The organism is Acinetobacter sp. ANC_7588 (assembly GCF_056783995.1).
On the sequence record NZ_JBWYIU010000001.1, the window covers coordinates 305,551 to 323,088 of the forward strand.

The 17,538-nt window shown below is 37.5% G+C and carries 17 protein-coding genes; 11 read left to right on the forward strand and 6 right to left on the reverse strand.

The genetic code is table 11. The annotated features are described in order from the left end of the window. Window positions 1-13: 13 nt before the first annotated feature. The 3 genes from rutB to rutD form a co-directional block, all read right to left on the reverse strand. Window positions 14-763: a pyrimidine utilization protein B gene (gene rutB, locus AC1M9J_RS01490; protein ID WP_481594187.1), complete on the reverse strand. Its 750-nt coding sequence runs from the start codon at window positions 761-763 to the stop codon at window positions 14-16. Continuing rightward, window positions 760-1,872, reverse strand: coding sequence for a pyrimidine utilization protein A (rutA, locus tag AC1M9J_RS01495; protein ID WP_035265660.1), 1,113 nt, complete (start codon window positions 1,870-1,872; stop codon window positions 760-762). The genes rutB and rutA overlap by 4 nt, the downstream gene beginning before the upstream one ends. 300 nt (window positions 1,873-2,172) lie before the next feature. Beyond that, window positions 2,173-2,967: a pyrimidine utilization protein D gene (gene rutD / locus AC1M9J_RS01500; RefSeq protein WP_481951733.1), complete on the reverse strand. Its 795-nt coding sequence runs from the start codon at window positions 2,965-2,967 to the stop codon at window positions 2,173-2,175. Between the two features lie 165 nt (window positions 2,968-3,132). On the opposite strand from rutD, the gene AC1M9J_RS01505 reads away from it, so the two are divergent. From AC1M9J_RS01505 to AC1M9J_RS01520, 4 genes are all read left to right on the forward strand, one after another. After that, window positions 3,133-3,486: a hypothetical protein gene (locus AC1M9J_RS01505; RefSeq protein ID WP_035265656.1), complete on the forward strand. Its 354-nt coding sequence runs from the start codon at window positions 3,133-3,135 to the stop codon at window positions 3,484-3,486. Window positions 3,487-3,489: 3 nt separating this feature from the next. Next, window positions 3,490-5,268: a PepSY-associated TM helix domain-containing protein gene (locus AC1M9J_RS01510; protein WP_481951734.1), complete on the forward strand. Its 1,779-nt coding sequence runs from the start codon at window positions 3,490-3,492 to the stop codon at window positions 5,266-5,268. A 5-nt stretch (window positions 5,269-5,273) separates the two neighbouring features. Next, on the forward strand, window positions 5,274-5,612 hold the full coding sequence (locus AC1M9J_RS01515; RefSeq protein WP_092766011.1) for a DUF3325 domain-containing protein: 339 nt from the start codon (window positions 5,274-5,276) through the stop codon (window positions 5,610-5,612). A gap of 153 nt (window positions 5,613-5,765) precedes the next feature. Further along, window positions 5,766-6,659: a LysR substrate-binding domain-containing protein gene (locus AC1M9J_RS01520; protein WP_481612843.1), complete on the forward strand. Its 894-nt coding sequence runs from the start codon at window positions 5,766-5,768 to the stop codon at window positions 6,657-6,659. A gap of 76 nt (window positions 6,660-6,735) precedes the next feature. On the opposite strand, the gene AC1M9J_RS01525 is transcribed toward AC1M9J_RS01520, so the two are convergent. Beyond that, window positions 6,736-8,334, reverse strand: coding sequence for a bifunctional 3-(3-hydroxy-phenyl)propionate/3-hydroxycinnamic acid hydroxylase (locus AC1M9J_RS01525; protein ID WP_481951735.1), 1,599 nt, complete (start codon window positions 8,332-8,334; stop codon window positions 6,736-6,738). Window positions 8,335-8,626: 292 nt separating this feature from the next. Between AC1M9J_RS01525 and AC1M9J_RS01530 the strand changes: the two genes are divergently transcribed. Beyond that, a complete protein-coding gene (locus AC1M9J_RS01530; protein WP_035265647.1) occupies window positions 8,627-9,139 on the forward strand; it encodes a tetratricopeptide repeat protein in 513 nt (170 codons plus the stop codon). 130 nt (window positions 9,140-9,269) lie between these two features. On the opposite strand, the gene AC1M9J_RS01535 is transcribed toward AC1M9J_RS01530, so the two are convergent. Together AC1M9J_RS01535 and AC1M9J_RS01540 are read right to left on the reverse strand one after the other, a co-directional pair. Next, a complete protein-coding gene (locus tag AC1M9J_RS01535; protein WP_481951736.1) occupies window positions 9,270-9,773 on the reverse strand; it encodes a cysteine peptidase family C39 domain-containing protein in 504 nt (167 codons plus the stop codon). Between the two features lie 84 nt (window positions 9,774-9,857). Next, window positions 9,858-10,235, reverse strand: a complete 378-nt coding sequence (locus AC1M9J_RS01540; RefSeq protein ID WP_092766006.1) for a MerR family transcriptional regulator — start codon at window positions 10,233-10,235, stop codon at window positions 9,858-9,860. A gap of 71 nt (window positions 10,236-10,306) precedes the next feature. Here AC1M9J_RS01540 and AC1M9J_RS01545 point away from each other — a divergent pair, with 71 nt between their 5' ends. The 6 genes from AC1M9J_RS01545 (at window position 10,307) to AC1M9J_RS01570 (ending at window position 17,444) form a co-directional block, all read left to right on the forward strand. Continuing rightward, window positions 10,307-10,801 (forward strand): DUF2938 family protein, encoded by a 495-nt coding sequence (locus AC1M9J_RS01545; protein ID WP_481591309.1) that lies wholly within the window; start codon window positions 10,307-10,309, stop codon window positions 10,799-10,801. Window positions 10,802-10,848: 47 nt separating this feature from the next. Next, window positions 10,849-11,091: a DUF6500 family protein gene (locus tag AC1M9J_RS01550; protein WP_481591343.1), complete on the forward strand. Its 243-nt coding sequence runs from the start codon at window positions 10,849-10,851 to the stop codon at window positions 11,089-11,091. A 212-nt stretch (window positions 11,092-11,303) separates the two neighbouring features. Further along, window positions 11,304-12,686 (forward strand): adenosylhomocysteinase, encoded by a 1,383-nt coding sequence (gene ahcY, locus AC1M9J_RS01555; RefSeq protein WP_481588499.1) that lies wholly within the window; start codon window positions 11,304-11,306, stop codon window positions 12,684-12,686. 76 nt (window positions 12,687-12,762) lie between these two features. Next, window positions 12,763-13,599 (forward strand): methylenetetrahydrofolate reductase [NAD(P)H], encoded by an 837-nt coding sequence (gene metF / locus AC1M9J_RS01560; protein WP_035266512.1) that lies wholly within the window; start codon window positions 12,763-12,765, stop codon window positions 13,597-13,599. A gap of 100 nt (window positions 13,600-13,699) precedes the next feature. After that, a complete protein-coding gene (locus AC1M9J_RS01565) occupies window positions 13,700-14,410 on the forward strand; it encodes a 16S rRNA (uracil(1498)-N(3))-methyltransferase (RefSeq protein WP_481591308.1) in 711 nt (236 codons plus the stop codon). 169 nt (window positions 14,411-14,579) lie between these two features. Continuing rightward, window positions 14,580-17,444, forward strand: a complete 2,865-nt coding sequence (locus AC1M9J_RS01570; RefSeq protein WP_481591307.1) for an EAL domain-containing protein — start codon at window positions 14,580-14,582, stop codon at window positions 17,442-17,444. Window positions 17,445-17,538 lie beyond the last annotated feature (94 nt).

Sequence of the window (17,538 nt, forward strand, 5' to 3'; positions counted from 1 at the left end):
AATCTATAAATATTTATGCGCTTTCAGCGAGTGTTGGTTGATCTGCAAAACTACTGACAAAACTTTCTGTATCCGACACCCATCCAAAGAAGGTTTTTATGTTGTACATACTTGCGACATGGGCTTCTTTTGGTCCTGCTTGATGACAGGCATCGTCTAAAGCCACGCCAAAATATTCTAGAAAGAAGCCATCTCTGAGCGTCGATTCAACACATACATTGGTCGCGATACCGACAAAAACCAAATTACGAATTCCACGCACTCTGAGCATGCTGTCTAGCGCTGTGTTAAAGAATCCACTATAACGAGGCTTTTCAATCACAATATCTTGCGGAGCTGGCACCAACTCATCAATCAACTCAAAATCCCAATCCCCTTTTGCTAACAATTTTCCTTGTAGCTCAGGACGCTTACGCATGGTCTTCAGTGCATTTGATTTATGAAAGTTTGGTGAATCAATACCACCTGCTTCACGATATTGATTATCCCAACCGTTTTTGAAATAGATCACTTGAATACCAGCATCATGTGCTACAGAAACTGCCTTTTTAATATTTTCAACCACAGGTTTTGTCGTCGACACATCAAACCCAGCAAGATCTAAATAACCACCTTTTGACGTATACGCATTTTGCATATCAATCACGATTAATGCTGTTTGCTCTGGTGCAAGCACAATATTTTCCGGTTCGGCTTTGAGTTTTACACCCGTACCCGCTTGTGCAGTAAATCCAGCTTCAACGGTATTTTCTAAATGACTCATGCGATTTTCTCCAACACAGGTTCTGAACTCATTCCTTCAACCACAACATGTTCACGACATTTCATAAGCGGCTGAATCCGTTGTCCAAAACTTTCAACACCTTCAACAAAATCATCAAATGTCAGTAAAATGCCTTCAGTTCCTTTCACCTCACTAATCTCATCTAGCATTTTTGCGATAGTTTCGTAAGAACCCACCAACGTTCCCATATTGATGTTGACTGGTGATACTGATGAAGCCATTTGACGAATATTAGTATCTGCACCAGATTTAGTATCTTTTCCGCCTTGATTCATTAACCAGTTGATCGCTTCAATATCAGCGCCATCGTTATAATGTTGCCACTTCGCCATCGCTTCTTCGTCTGTTTCAGCAGCGATAATCATGAACAAAACGTAGGTTTGAACATCACGACCCGTAATATCTGTTTTTGCTTTTAAACGATCGTTGATTTCTGCATATGCTGTTGGTGTATTAAGCCCTTTACCAAAAACAAAATTGTAATCAGCGTGTTGAGCAGAAAATTCCAAACCTGTATCCGATTGACCAGCGCAGATAATTTTCATCTCTGCTTGCGGGCGTGGGCTAACTCGGCAATCATCCATTTGGAAATGGTCACCTTTAAAATCAGATTTACCTGTTGCCCATAATTCACGCAGAATTTGTACGTATTCAGATAAGTATTCGTAACGCTTTCCGAAATATTCATCACCGGGCCACATGCCCATTTGGGTATATTCTGGCGCTTGCCAACCTGTGACGACATTTAGGCCGAAACGACCATTCGAAATTGAATCAATCGTAGATGCCATGCGTGCAACTATGGCAGGCGGCATCACTAGCGTCGCAGCTGTTGCATAAATTTTTATTTTGCTGGTGACTGCAGCAAGACCCGCCATAAGCGTAAAAGTTTCAAGGTTGTGATCCCAAAACTCAGTTTTACCCCCGAAACCACGCAGCTTGATCATAGACAATGCAAAGTCAAAACCGTAATGCTCTGCGCGTTGGACAATTTTTTTATTTAACTCAAAACTTGGTTTGTATTGAGGAGCATTTTCTGAGAGTAACCAGCCATTATTTCCGATCGGACAAAAGACACCAATTTTCATATCTAACACTCCTAATTTAACGATCAGTTAAATTCGATTTAGTAGGATTAAGCTTTCGAGCTTGTATTAGATATTTAGCAAATGATGTGCCAATTATTATTTTATTATATATTACAACAACTTAATAATTTTATATTTTACCTTATGATAAATTAATCATATAATCCCAATACCCATTACTCCTAAATAACGTCATAAAAAAGTGCACAAGATGTTCCAAAAAATACCATTTGGTAAAATAATTAAAAAAACCACGATCTCAATCGTGGTTTTTTATATGCAATTGAAAAGTTTCAAATGCTAGAGTGATCGAAGAAATTGAATAAGTGCCTGATTAGTGATATTTGGCTCAGTCACAGTAGAAGCATGTGCACCTACATCAAAAATTGAGCATTGTGCATGTACAAAATTTTTCTGAAGATCAAGAGTCTTATGTACTGGAACCAAGAAATCATCACGATTTGCAATCAAGTGAATTGGAGTTCGTTGAAGTGCGGTGATATGTTCATTCGTTATTTTAAATTCCTTTAAAGCCTTCAGACGTCTCAATACATTCTCTTTTGGTGGAAAGTTTCGGAGTTGATTATTTTCTGCTTGTTGTATTTGATCGATATTAACAGAGATCCATACAGGTGGATAAAGAAATAATGCTTGAGCTCTAACATATGCCTCTGCACCAGCATTTTGTAATAACGATTCTCGAGCTTCAAAACATTTGAGCGTATGTGGATCTAGTGAGTCCCACGCATTAATACTGGTCAAACTCAACATTTCCAATTTTGTATTTTGAATTAAAACGGCTAACTCCGCTCCAATATGCCCACCTAAAGCATGACCGATAAAATGGAATTCATCGATCTTTAGATCCTCTAAAATCTGTATCACTTGTATTGCCATATCGGTCATTGAATAAGTTGGTGCTAGTAATGCAGCATCTGCATGACATCCTTCTTGATCATATGTAATAACATGAAAAAATCGAGTCAATATATCTAATTGTGGATGCCAAAAATGTCCATGCCCTCCTAACCCTGAAGATAACAACACAAATTGAGCATCAGGATTAGCTTTGCAGTAAAAAACTTGATACGTCATAAATTTTAACTATCGATAAAAAAATATCTACAACTCTGCAATTAACATGCCCAAGCTAATTCAATAAAAAAATTTATTTCTAAAATGCTAAATTTATAATTCTAAAGATAAACAATAATTGTTATCATTTACAATAATTACATACACTCACACTTTCTTACTTTTATGAACAGTACAGAATTCGAACTACCAGGCGAGTTAACACTTGGGAATCAAGTAAAAAAAACTCGTAAAACTACTAAATCAGTTTCTATTAGTTATCGCCTGATGGTGCTCTATCGTTTTTTATTGGCGGGTATTGGAGGTTATTTGCTTGCATCCCTCTCTGCTATCGTGATTGCACAAACATTTAGCACATATCAATCTAGCGCAGCGATGTCAGCAACGCTCATTGCTTTCTGTTTACAGTGTGCAGCGTTTATTTGGGTTTTTATGGTTCACAAAACCAGAAAAGCTACACTGGGCATCGTCTTACCTAGCCTTGCTTTATTTCTCATCTATAAAATCATGGGGAACTAATTCATGAGAAGTGATGCCAAAGCTGAAGGCCCACGCCAGTCTATGTCATGGTTACATACTTGGGCTAGTTTGATACTAGGATGGTTGCTGTATGCCATCTTTGTAACCGGTACTTTGAGTTTTTTCCAAGCAGAAATCAGCACATGGATGAAACCCGAGTATCACCAATCGATTCCAAGCCGATCTCAACTTGAGCAGACGCAAGTGGCTCTGCAATATTTGCAGAATAATCATGCTGATGCAGGGAGCTGGGGAATTCAATTACCCAATGCTCGTCAAAATTACACCACACTGAATATCCGGAGTGTCGGAGAAGATCCCAATGCTCGTCGCGGTGGTGAACGTGTGACGATTGACAGTGCCACAGGTGAAGTATTAGAAGCACGTGAAACCCGTGGTGGTAGTTTTCTGTATCGTTTCCATTTTGAATTATACGGAATGCCACGTATATGGTCACGTTGGATTGTGGGCATAGCAACTATGTTTATGCTTGTTGCAATTATTAGTGGCATCATCACCCATAAGAAAATCTTTAAAGATTTCTTTACCTTTAGAACAGGTAAAGGACAGCGTTCTTGGTTAGACGCACATAATGCAACAGCTGTATTCGCACTTCCCTTTCATATCATGATCACTTTTAGTGGTTTACTTTTATTATTGTTTACCATCATGCCGTGGGGGGTACAGCAAATTTATGACAATCGTGGCGCCTTTCTACAAGACCAACGAAAATCCTTAATTCAAAATCCAGCAGAACCACAAGGGCAGACTCGTACTGATCAACCGCAAGGAAATCAGCGCTCAATGATGAATGCTCGTACAGAAATTGAGGCTCGTGGTACGCAGTCAGCATCAAATGAACATACTAACAACATGGATGGTGAGAGAAAGAATCGAGGTGAAAGTCGACGTACGCGCAACCAAGATCGAAAAGCTGAACCTGCACCACTTACAGATATTGCTCCGATCCTCACTCAAGCTGAAGCGAAGTGGAAAAACAATCCGATTGGTTCGATCACAATTAAAGCACCAAATACATCGAAGGCGACCATTGAGTTACGTGCTTTACACGGCGCAAGTATCGCTCATCGTGGCGTATATGAAACTTTAGACTTCAATGGTGTGACAGGTCAAAACATTACAGATGATTCCGCTCAACTCAAAAATCCTTCTATTCCCAATGGCATTTACAATGTTGTCACTGTTCTACATGAAGCACGAGGAGTTGATTTAGCCTTACGTTGGATACTCTTTTTTTCTGGTATCGTTGGCACGCTAATGGTCGCAACAGGATTAATTTTATGGTGCGTCAAACGTGCACCTCAACAAGCGAAACAAGGTTATAAATCCTTTGGGTATCGTACGGTCGAGATTACCAACATCGCTGCGATTATCGGCTTACCAATTGCTTGTGCAGCTTATTTTTATGCAAACCGTTTTATCCCTGTTGATATGGAAATGCGTATAAACTGGGAAATCCGTACATTCTTTATAGTGTGGCTCTTCACACTGGTTTATGCTGTTTTTCGCACCCATCGCCAAGCTTGGCTTGAATTACTGAGTCTCGCTACCCTGCTTTTTGCTTTACTTCCGCTTTTAAACTTTATCACAGGTGGTCAACCTTTATGGCGTTCTATAGCTCACGGACAATGGGTTATCGCTTCGTTCGATCTGGCGATGCTAGTTTTAGCAGTAGTTTTTTATTTTGCACTTTACAAAGTTCAAAATCATCAAGGAACTCCATTAAAAAAGAGTCAAGTTTTACCTAAGGTAGAGGGGTAATCACCATGAGCTTTTTTCTCCTCATTTGGGCAGTTTGTACTTTAGGTTTTATAGGTTTAGCCAGTGCAATGCAAAAGCATCAAAAACAAATTTTTGGTCAAACATTGAGTATTAAACACCAGAAAATAGCCTCAATGGTTGGATGGGGATTCCTGTCGTTAGGGCTTATCCTCTGCATGAGCAAAGGACAAGTCAGTAATATGATGAGTTATTGGGTTGGTGTACTGACATTCGCTGCGCTTTTTGTTGCACTTTGTCTGACCTATTTTGAGTCACAAATAAAAAAAATCATTTTGGGCGTATCCTTTATTGGATTCATTAGCTTGATCTTCTCAATCATTTAATACTTTACTTGATAAAAACCGACCCATATTTCATTTCAATATGGGTCGGTTTTTTTCTTCTTAAATTAGCTTTAAACGTGAATCACGCTGAAGTTCTAGCAATTCAAACGTATAATCAACCTCATTTATTATGGCGATTAAGGATCGGTACGCATGGAACTTCGACATTTGAAATATTTCGTCTCAGTTGCCGAAGAACTTAATTTTACGCGTGCTGCAGAAAAACTTTTTATAGCGCAGCCCTCTTTAAGTCAGCAAATTAAAGATCTTGAAGCGGAATTAGGTACATCCCTGCTGATTCGTAAAAGCAGAAGCTTATCGCTCACAGAGGAAGGAGAAACTTTTTTAAAAGATGCTCGACATATATTGAAACTTGCTCAAGACGCCAAACACAAGATTCAAATTATGGCGAATACCAAGAAAAATAAATTAAATATTGGCTTTTTACCTGTGGCAGAAATGAAAATTTTTCCCTATGTCATGCCTATTATTCGTGCACAACAGCCTGATTTAGATATTCAATTTCATAGTTTGAGCTGTTTACATCAAATCCAAGCACTTCGTGATCAAAAAATTGATGTCGCATTCACTCGCCAATGTATCGATGATGAACATATTGCCTCTATCGAATTGTTCAGTGAGCCCCTGATCTTGCTGATTCCTCGTCATTCAGCCCATGCGCATTTAGACTGTATTTCAAAACAGGATTTAATTGCCCAAAAATTTATCATGAGCGAGGAAACTGCCTCACCGATTTTGTTCCAAAAAATTCAAAATATTTTTGAAGCCCTAAATACATCTATTCAAGTTGCTCAATACTCGAGTAACATTTTAATGAATATTAATCTTGTAGCGATGCAAGTCGGTTGGACCATTGTTCCAAAATATGTTGAAAGCTTGCTCAGTGAAAATGTCTTAATTAAATCAACTGAAATCGATTTACCGAATATCAGCTTATATTTGAGTTTCAGAAAGCAAGATCAAAGTAAGCATTTGCAAACTGTCAAAAATATTCTTAGCCAACACTTTCATTGTCATATTTTTTAAAAATTTGAACGCTATTTTAAAAATAAAAAACCTGCAAATTTGCAGGTTTTTTTTAGATTAGTCTTAAACTTTTTGATTAAACGCCAAGTTTATCAAATAGTTTTTGGCTGAGCTCTTCGCTCGTCTGAGGAATACTTAAGCCCGCCACAAATTTATCTGGTCTTAAAAATGCCATCGAGTATTGAGTGCGACCAAACCACGCACGAATCGTATGCTCTGTATCCCCAAGTGTCAATCTTTCATCTTCATGAGCATCAGTTTTCAATTGTTCAGGTGGAACGACTTTAATAAATTTCACACCCAAGGCTTTCCATTTTTGAATACTTGTTGGTGTGAGTCCCCAAGTCGGATCTACTCCCCAAGCAATAATAGCAAAGCCTTGACCAATAAAATCATCCAGTAATTTCACATGACCTGTGCTATCTTGCATTTTAGGTTGAATAAACATTTTACCGATTGGTGATGTCTTATTGACCTGTCCAACCAAAATACCAGATTTATATTGTGGCATTGGCTTAAAGCGCATTTCCAACAAATATTGTTTAACGGGTTTAATGTAATTTAGAACATATGAAATAGCATCACGCGCAGTACCTTGCCATTTTTTAGGCGGAGCTAGCACATGGCCTGCTGTAACAGATAAATCAATCATCGCTTTGGCATGATCATGACGCTCTTCTTGATAAGAATCTAGAACTTTAGCATCTACTTTACCTTGTACGACCATAGCCAGTTTCCAAGATAAATTGAACGCATCACGCATTCCACTGTTATAACCCTGTCCCTGCCATACTGGCATAATGTGCGCTGCATCTCCCGCAAGTAAGATACGCCCTTCTTTAAATCTACTGGCAATACGTGCATTATGGGTATAAACACGATTTCGGATCACATCGATATTTTCAGTGTTTGGTAATACTTTGGATAAAAGTTTAGCCATGTTTTCAGGTTGACTCAGTTGCTCTTGCGTCTCCCCTGGCATCACCATAAATTCAAAACGACGGATACCATGTGGTAAAGCCGCTGACACATATGGACGTACTGGATCGCAACATAAGTAAATATGTGGTGTCGCCAATGGATCGTTTGCAATATCGACAACAATCCATTGGTTTGGTGCAGTTTTACCTTCAAAAGGAATATTCAACATACGTCGAACGTAGCTATTACCTCCATCACATGCCACTAGATACTTTGCAGTTATATATTCAATTGTTTTATCTTTATTTTGGATTTGAACTTCAACTTGATCTTCAGTCTGCTTAAAACTTTGAAGTTGACGAGAAAAAAGTACTTCCACATCATCAAAACGTTCTAAACCTTCCAATAATTCTGCATCAACATAAGGTTGTACGAATGCGTTACGACGAGGGAAACCAAACTCACGTGTTTTAGGTTGAATATCTGCAAAACAACGGCCTGAAGGCGTAAGAAAACGCATCGCATGATCGGGAGTGGTATGCGGCAATACTTTGTTGATCAAGCCAATCGATTGCATTGTTCTTAGAGATTCATCATCAATACCAATTGCACGAGGATAATCAATCAATTGATCGAGCTGTTCAATCACTTTTACTTTTAAGCCCGCAAGGCCAAGGCCGTTCGCCATCGTTAAACCGACTGGGCCTGCACCAAGTACGATCACATCTGCTGAATAAGTGTTGGTCTGTGACATGGTCAATCTCCTCTAATATTCGCATTAGAGAGGATTTTCAGCATAGGAAAAAGTTATGCTAAGGTCTTATGAAATTTAAAAAACTGTCACGTTTACTTCAATTCCATCAAAAAACCTTAATTTACGTCGCACATCTATAGTTTTTACCTATGGTTGAATTTGTAATTCATCTACAAAATATCTCAGTGAATATGCTCAAACCATACTATTCAAGCTTTGGATCAGTTTTACAGTATAATAAGGGAGTAATTTAATATTTTTTTGCTTCGCTTTGAAGCCATGGAATCCCACTATGACTAAACGTGTTACCGTCCCGATTGCTCTCGAAAATCGTGCTCATGCAGGTAATGCCGCTGCTCAATTTGAACTTGCTGAACTTTATATGACGAGTGAACATGATGAAGACATTGCGCTTGCAGAAGAATGGGCTTTACGTGCTGGTCAATTGGGTCATGTCGAAGCGATGTACTGGTTAGGGGAAGGTTATACCCATTATGCAAAAGAAGTTTTAGAAGAAGATCCTGAAGATGCAAAACTAAACTTTGAGTACGGTTTTAACTGGCTCACGCAAGCAAGTAAACATCAACATGCTGCTGCGATTTTAGAGCTCGCAGGTTATTACCGTCGTGGTAATGTGGTCGAAAAAGATGTACAAAAATCTGTTGAATTGGTGACTCAAGCCGCTGAACTTGGTGATACTCAAGCAATGCGTGATTTATCTGCCATCTATGCACATGGTTTAGGTGTGGATGTAAACGAGGAAAAAGCTGATTATTGGCAGGAAAAGGCTCAATCAAGCACTTAAGATAAATCTCGTTTTTGACTCAAAAGCCTTCATGATTGAAGGCTTTTTAATGAACTACTTTAGATCTTTTTAAACTATAACATACCTTAAAATAGCAACCCACTATAAGATAGTGACTTACTTTTAGATATTAATTAACTTCAGCGATGATGGCTTGTCTACAGATCCCGTCTACTGCCCTTTGCTGTTCAAATACTTTTTTAGGCATTGCTTCAAAGCTATCAAAAAAGCAGATTTCCTCTTCATTGATGTCATAAATCAAGGAATGATTACCAATGCCTTCTAAAGTATCGTAATACACGATCACGAACTTATTGGCATCAAATGCGATTTGAATATCTTGATAGCTGATTGCGGGGGATATTTTTAGCGCAAGTTTTTCAGCTTCTAAATAACTTAGCTTTTCTTGCTCTTGAAGTGCATTGTCTTCATCTGTGGTAAATTCCACATCTAAGCCAAATTTTTTAAGTCCCACCGCTAGACCGATCGTGGTCGTTCCATCACCCTCTACATAACCACAGACTTCTTTTAGTTGTTCAATGTCTGGGTCTAACCCAAGATGTTGAAAGAGCATCCATACGGCATAAATACCAGCATTGGCTTCTAGATTGGCGAGTTCTTCGGGAATTTCCATCAAAAATATATATTATTTATTGAGCTATCAATTATAACAAATAATCTTCTTCAAAATTTAAGAAATTAAATACAAAATTCAAGCTCACTCATCTAAAAGTTTCAAAAAGTCTGGACATTGTAAATGGTCATCGTATGGACATTTTTCAACGTGTGTCAAAATTAAGAGTAAGTTATTTAAAGTCTCAATTTTATCTTTGATTTCGTTTTTTGCTTCCCTAACTTGATCTCTTTTAATTTTAATTTTTTCATGATCAATTGCCATATTTTTAATTTGGCTCAGCGTCATACCACCATTTTGGAAGATCTTGATTAATGAGATATTCTGTATTGCTCGGGATGAATACTGTCTTCTAAGCCCTTTCCTTCCAATAGATCGAATAAGTCCTTTTGATTCATAAAACCTAATCGTGGCAGTTGAAGTATTTGTCCGATCAGCTAGATCACCTATATCTATTTCCATTAATGCACCTTGACTTCAAGTTAGCTTTAAGTTGCACACTAGCATGACTTAAATTAGAGAGTCATCCTTTCATGAATATTTTAATTTATATTTTAGCTTTAGGCCTAAGCGCTACTTTAATTATGGATTTTTTAGGTTGGGCAAGAGCGATGATTTTTAAAATCCCCTCATTTAACTATGCTTATTTGGGTAGGTTTTTCTTTTTAGTTAAAAATAAAAAATACGTATACAGAAATATTACCGAAGCCCCTGTACACAAATTTGAATACATTACGGGTTGGGTATTTCATTATATAACCGGTATTTTTTTCGCTTTAATTTATACTTATATCGATAATTCACATACTACTTTGGAAGCTTTTATATCTTCTATTTTATTTGGACTTTCAACTGCTATTATCCCATTTTTGGTGATGCAACCTATTCTTGGATTTGGTTTCTTTGCGAGTAAAACGCCCAATCAATGGATCAGCATAAAAAATAGCTTAGTGGCACATTTAAACTTCGGAATCGGTTTATTTATAGCCCAAATTATTCAATCCTACATTTTCTCAACATTACACTAATGAAAGCTTGATAGATTGAATGATAAAAATTTTAAATTAAATTTCTAATACGTTGCCAAAATAAATCAATCAAAGACAAAATTATTCGAATTTGTGATGAAAAAATCGATCGGAAGGGAGAATCTGTAGGTTTGTCATTTTATGCTTTCTTTTCAAATAAAAATAATGACCCCGATGCACTCATGGAAGTAGCTCATTGGTGGATCATGAAACATAAACTTGACCACTTTGAAAAAGCACAGAAAATAAAATCTCTAATATCATCGGAATCTGAAGTTGACGCGATTTAATTGAAATACTTTGAATCACCAATAACCAACTTAACATTGGAAATTCGCAAGTTTATAAGTACAATACTGCCCTAGTCGAGGGATGCTGCGACGTTTTACAAGTACAAAATGTAAAAGCGCCAGGCTCGACGATCGGTCAATCTGCTCAGATGGACCAACAACGGCATCCGCGAACATAATGATCAATTTTTGTTTTTTATAAGGAGATCGTGATGAACGCGGTTAATGCTTCATTTACAGATTATAAAGTTGCCGATATTTCACTTGCTGACTACGGCCGTAAAGAAATCAAACTTGCAGAAGCTGAAATGCCAGCCCTTATGGGTCTGCGTAAGCGTTACTCTGCGGCTAAACCACTTGCTGGTGCTAAAATTTTGGGTTGTATCCACATGACAATCCAAACAGCTGTTCTTATCGAAACTTTGGTAGAGCTTGGTGCTGAAGTTCGTTGGACATCTTGCAACATTTTCTCAACTCAAGACCACGCTGCGGCAGCTATTGCAGCTTCTGGTGTTCCAGTATTTGCTTGGAAAGGCGAAACTGAAGAAGAATACATGTGGTGTCTTGAACAACAAATTAATGTAAATGGTACGCCTTGGGATGCCAACATGATTCTGGACGACGGTGGTGACTTAACTGCGCTTGTTCATGAAAAATACCCAGAAGTACTCGCAAAAATTCACGGTATTACTGAAGAAACCACGACAGGTGTTCAACGTCTTCTCGAAATGTGGAAAGACGGTTCATTGAAAGTGCCTGCGATCAACGTTAACGATTCAGTCACTAAATCTAAAAACGACAACAAATACGGTTGCCGTCACTCTCTAAACGATGCCATCAAACGTGCAACTGACATGCTGTTATCTGGTCGTCGTGCACTTGTAATTGGTTACGGTGATGTAGGTAAAGGTTCTGCGCAATCGCTTCGTCAAGAAGGCATGATCGTACGTGTTTCTGAAATCGATCCAATCTGTGCAATGCAAGCCTGCATGGACGGTTACGAAGTAGTTTCTCCATACAAGAATGGCGTACAAACAGGTAAAAAAGAAGACGTTAACGCTGACCTTCTTCAAAATACTGACTTAATCGTAACAACGACTGGTAACTACCACGTTTGTGACGCTGCAATGCTTGATACATTAAAAGCAGGTGCAGTAGTTTGTAATATCGGTCACTTTGACACTGAAATCGATACCAACTACTTACGTGGTTATAAATGGGTTGAAGTTAAACCACAAGTTCACCAAGTATATCGTTCAGAAAATGAAAATGATTACCTCATTCTTCTTTCTGAAGGTCGCTTAGTAAATCTTGGCAATGCAACTGGTCACCCATCACGCGTGATGGATGGTTCTTTTGCGAACCAAGTTTTAGGTCAAATGCACTTGTTCGCAGAGAAATTTGCTGATCTTCCTGAAGATCAAAAACAAGCAGCGATTCGTGTTGAACTTCTTCCTAAGAAATTAGATGAAGAAGTTGCTGCAGCAATGGTTGCAGGTTTCGGTGGTGTTCTGACTCAATTAACTCAAGAACAAGCGGACTACCTTGGGGTTGCTGTTGAAGGTCCATTCAAATCTGACGCTTATAAATACTAATCTTTGAACAAGCAGGCTGAACAGCCTGCTTTTCTTTGAATTCTATTTTGCTGAAATAAGTACAAAGGATTTGAACATGTCTAAACAGATTCCAATTTCTTTTGAGTTTTTCCCAACCAAAACTGATGCAGGTGCGGAAAAACTTAAAGTTGTTCACCAAGAACTGCAGTTGCTGAATCCAGAGTTTTTCTCTGTGACTTATGGTGCAGGTGGTTCTACACGTGAACGTACACTTTCGACTTTAGCTGATTTTAATGGCAAAGGCACGCCTGTTGCTCCTCACCTCTCTTGTATTGGTGATAGTAAAGAACGTATCGCTGAACTTTTAGATTTATATAAATCTCAAGGGATTGACCGTATTGTTGCACTACGCGGTGACTTACCTTCCGGTCAAGTTGGCTTAGGTGAATTACCGTATGCTCAGGATTTAGTACGCTTTATCCGTGAACATTCGGGTGACCACTTCCAGATTGAAGTTGCAGCTTACCCTGAAATGCACCCACAAGCAGATAGCTTTGATTTAGACATTAAACGCTTTTGTGAGAAAGCCAATGCAGGTGCAAATGCAGCCTTAACTCAATTCTTCTTTAATCCAGATGCGTATTTTTACTTTGTAGAGCGCATTCAAAAAGAAGGTGTGAATATTCCTGTGGCACCTGGCATTATGCCAATTACCAATGCAAGCAACTTAATTCGCTTTGCAGATGGTACAGGTGCTGAAATCCCTCGTTGGATTCGTAAGCAACTGGCAGCCTATGGTGATGATACTGCATCAATCAAAGCCTTTGGTCATGAAGTGATTGTAAAGCTATGTGAACGCCTCATTGCTGGTGGTGCACCAAGTCTGCATTTTTATACGATGAACACCACTGATCCAACTCGTCAACTTGTAAAAGACCTCGGTCTAGCATAAGTCTCCTGACTTCTTTTATCGACAGCTTAGGTTCAATTTATTTGATGTAAGGACTGAAGATAAAAGAAGTTTTTATTTTACCGATTTTAGAGTAATGCACATGCCTCGTTTTTTTATTGAAGCAGAACTTAATGTAAATACAACAGTTGAACTGACTGAAACTGTATTTCATCATTGGGTCAAAGTTTTACGTGCACAAGTCGGTGAAAAAGCGACCTTGTTTAATGGTCAAGGTGGCGAATATCAAGTTGAATTAACTGAAGCCAATAAAAAAACAGCCTCGGTTCTAGTTCAAGAATTTAACCCAGCCAATCGCACACCAAACTTTAATGCCTTACTTGGTCAAGTAATGAGTAAAGGTGACCGCATGGATTATGCTATTCAAAAAGCGGTTGAGTTAGGCGTATCTGAAATTCAACTTCTCACCTCTGAACGTTGCGAAATGCGTTTAAAGTACGACCGTGATCAGAAAAAACTTGATCATTGGCAAGGTGTAGCAATTGCAGCTTGCGAGCAGTGTGGAATGAATATTGTTCCAAAAATATTAGCTCCACTCCCTTTGGCACAATGGTTAAATAGCACACTCCCTGAAACGAAATTAGTCTTAGCCCCCAATAAAGATGAGGTCGATGTGTTAAATGATGCCTCCTCAAATATAACGCTACTCATTGGTCCAGAAGGTGGATTAAGTGAAGCTGAAATCCAATCTGCAAATCAGCATGGATTTATCAATTGGTGTATTGGTGAACGTGTTTTACGTACAGAAACTGCACCAGTGGTTGCTTTATCGATCTTAAATTACAAATTTTAATAAATATTTTCTCAAAATTCCGTGATTTAACTCACAATAGAATTGATTTTCTTCCAATTAGACAGTACTTTAAGGAGAAAAGAGTTGTCGCGCTAAATTTATATTTTTTTAAGTTCGTACTCAAAAATAATACAAATAAAGTAGAAAGAAAATTAAGGTATTGCCAGTTATGAGTGAAGTTCAGGGAGAGCATGTTTCCAACTCTGTACTCGATAGCCAGATCAAAAGTGCGACTTCTAATTTGCATTTTTTTTTAGCGTGGGTGCTCTTTGCCTGCATCTATAATCAACTTATTTACTTCTTTTATTTCAAAAGCTTTTCAATACCTTATACCATTTGGCTCATTATATTTACCGCCATTCTTTTAATCTGTTTTTGCTTTACCCTCTTTTTTAAAAAATCTAATCAAATTAGTATTTTTAATTTAGACATGTGGGCACAATTGGTTTGCTTAATTACTGGAGCTGGTCTAGCTATTGGTATTTATACCGTATTACAGCTTATCCCCGAACATAATCCAGAAGTCAAAGATATACATATGTTGACTTTAGCTGGGTTAATGTTATCTATTGTTTATACTTTTGCTATTGTATTTTTATCACAGCGGTTAAGATACTTCCTTTATGTTTTTTTGCCTTCAGCTTCGGCCATAGTCCTCTCCAATTTCCTTTTTTTAGATAATACTCCTGATGTTTTTAGTTTAATCTTTAATATCTGGTTTGGTGTATTACTTATTTGCGCTCTCCTTACCCATAAGATGTACCGCCGTCTTGGAATATTAAATAGTCACAATAAATTCTATTTATCTGAATCTAGAAAACATCTTATGGAGTCATCACTTCTCCAAGAAAAGCTAAAAAATGAGATTGAAAAATCCAAAGAAATTGAAAGCCAATTACAAATGCATAATCAATTACTCGAACAAAAAGTAATTGAACGAACCTACGATATTAATAAGATCAACGATCGACTGCAGCACCATCAAGCTAACCTTGATTTTGCGCATGAAACTGCTGGAATTTCATCTTGGCTATGGAATATTGAGAAAAGAACCATTGAAATTTCAGGCATTAAATATGGTAATCAGGTTTTACATTACCAAAGTGCAACTGATCAAATTAACGAGTTTATTCACCCAGAAGATCAAGAAAATTATCGTAAAGAGCTCCGTAAACATTTAAGAGGAAATACTGAACGTTTTGAAGCACATTATAGAACTAAAGTAAAAGATCAGTGGTTTTGGATTAAAGATATTGGTCGAGTTATTACACGTGATCCTGAAAATAATAAACCTCTTAAAATGGTGGGTATTTTCCAAGACATTGAAAGTGAAAAAAAAGCACAAGAAAAATTGAAATTAGCTTCGAATGTATTTAATCAAGTGGCCCAAGGAGTTTTCGTTTTAGACAATAACTTGTGTTTTTTAGAAGTTAATCCTTATTTTAGTGAATTGGTCAACATCCCACCGCAGGATATTATCTCAAAACACATCTTTGATATTACCAAATCTTCCACATCCCAACTCAGCCAACATCACGCCGATATAACTCAAACGGTGTTACTCACCGGACAATATGATGCTGAGGTCACAGAAGAATTTATTTCAGGAAAGATATTAACCTTGTGGCTGCATATCAATGCAGTTCGTGATGATAAAAATAGAATTTTAAATTATGTAGGCATCATTTCAGATTTGACTGAACGGAAACAAAATCTTGAAAGAATGGCCTACTTAGAGAATTACGATCTACTTACAGATTTACCTAACCGTGTTTATTTTAATTTACAGTTACACCAGTATCTAATTAGTAAATCTAAAATTCTGAGCCATTTTTCTATTATTCGTCTTAACATTGATCGATTTAGACATTTTAATGAGTTTATTAATCATCAAACTGGAGATGAAGTTCTCAAAGAAGTTTCCCGAAGACTGAAATATACCTGTTCTAAAGCTGTTCTGATTTCATATTTAAATAATGATGACTTTGCTATGATTTACAACTTAAATCATAGTCATTACACGATCCAACAAGTCGTCGATCAGATCCTTGAGGCCTTTGAAATACCCTTTATCATCGATGGGCAAGAACACATGATTCATGTCTCACTGGGTATCGCAATTTACCCCAATCATGGTAGACAAATTGGTAGCTTAAATAGTCACGCGGAAAGCGCTTTAACAGAAGCAAAAAAACTAGGGGGCAGCACAGCCTATTATTATGACAACAAGCCTGAATCCATTTTTGGCAGTGATATTGAGCTCGAAAGAGATTTACGACTTGCTATAAAAAATCAGGACTTAGAAATTTACTATCAACCTAAGATAGAAAGTAAAACGATGCAAGTGAGCGGCTTTGAAGCGTTAATCCGCTGGAATCATCCAAAGTACGGCATCATCATGCCAGATCGTTTTATACCGATTGCTGAAATGACTAGTCTGATCTCAGATATCGGAAAATTTGTTATTTTCCAGACATGTAAGCAACTTAAAATATGGCATGAATTAGGTTTTGATAAGTTACAAATTTCTATTAATGTCGTGGCGCAACAGATCCATCGTGGGGAATTTCTCAATTTTATTGATCAAGCCGTGCTTAAATACTCACTCAAACCGGAGTTTATAGAGTTTGAACTTACCGAGTCATCATTGTTAGATAAATCATCTCATGTTTTTGATTTGTTAGACCAAATTAAGGATAAAAATTTCTCAATTGCCTTAGATGACTTTGGAACAGGCTATTCTTCACTTGCATATCTTGCCGACTATCCTATTGATACACTCAAGATTGATCGCGCCTTTATTTCAAAGATTGGCACTCGTAAAAATAATGCTATTGTCGATGCAATTATTTCAATGGGGAAAACGATGGGGATGAAATTAGTTGCTGAAGGTGTTGAGGATATCGAGCAAATTGAATATTTAAAAAAACAAGGTTGTGATTATTTCCAAGGTTATTATTTTTCGAGACCATTAAATAGCGCTGATAGCACTCAATTTCTGCAAAATGAATATCAATTCTCAAAAATTAAATAAAGGCTAGACCAAAGTCCTAAATATGTATGAAATTTCGACTTTTAACTGTGATCAATGTGCAACTAGTGGTATATTCGAACCGATATAACCAAAA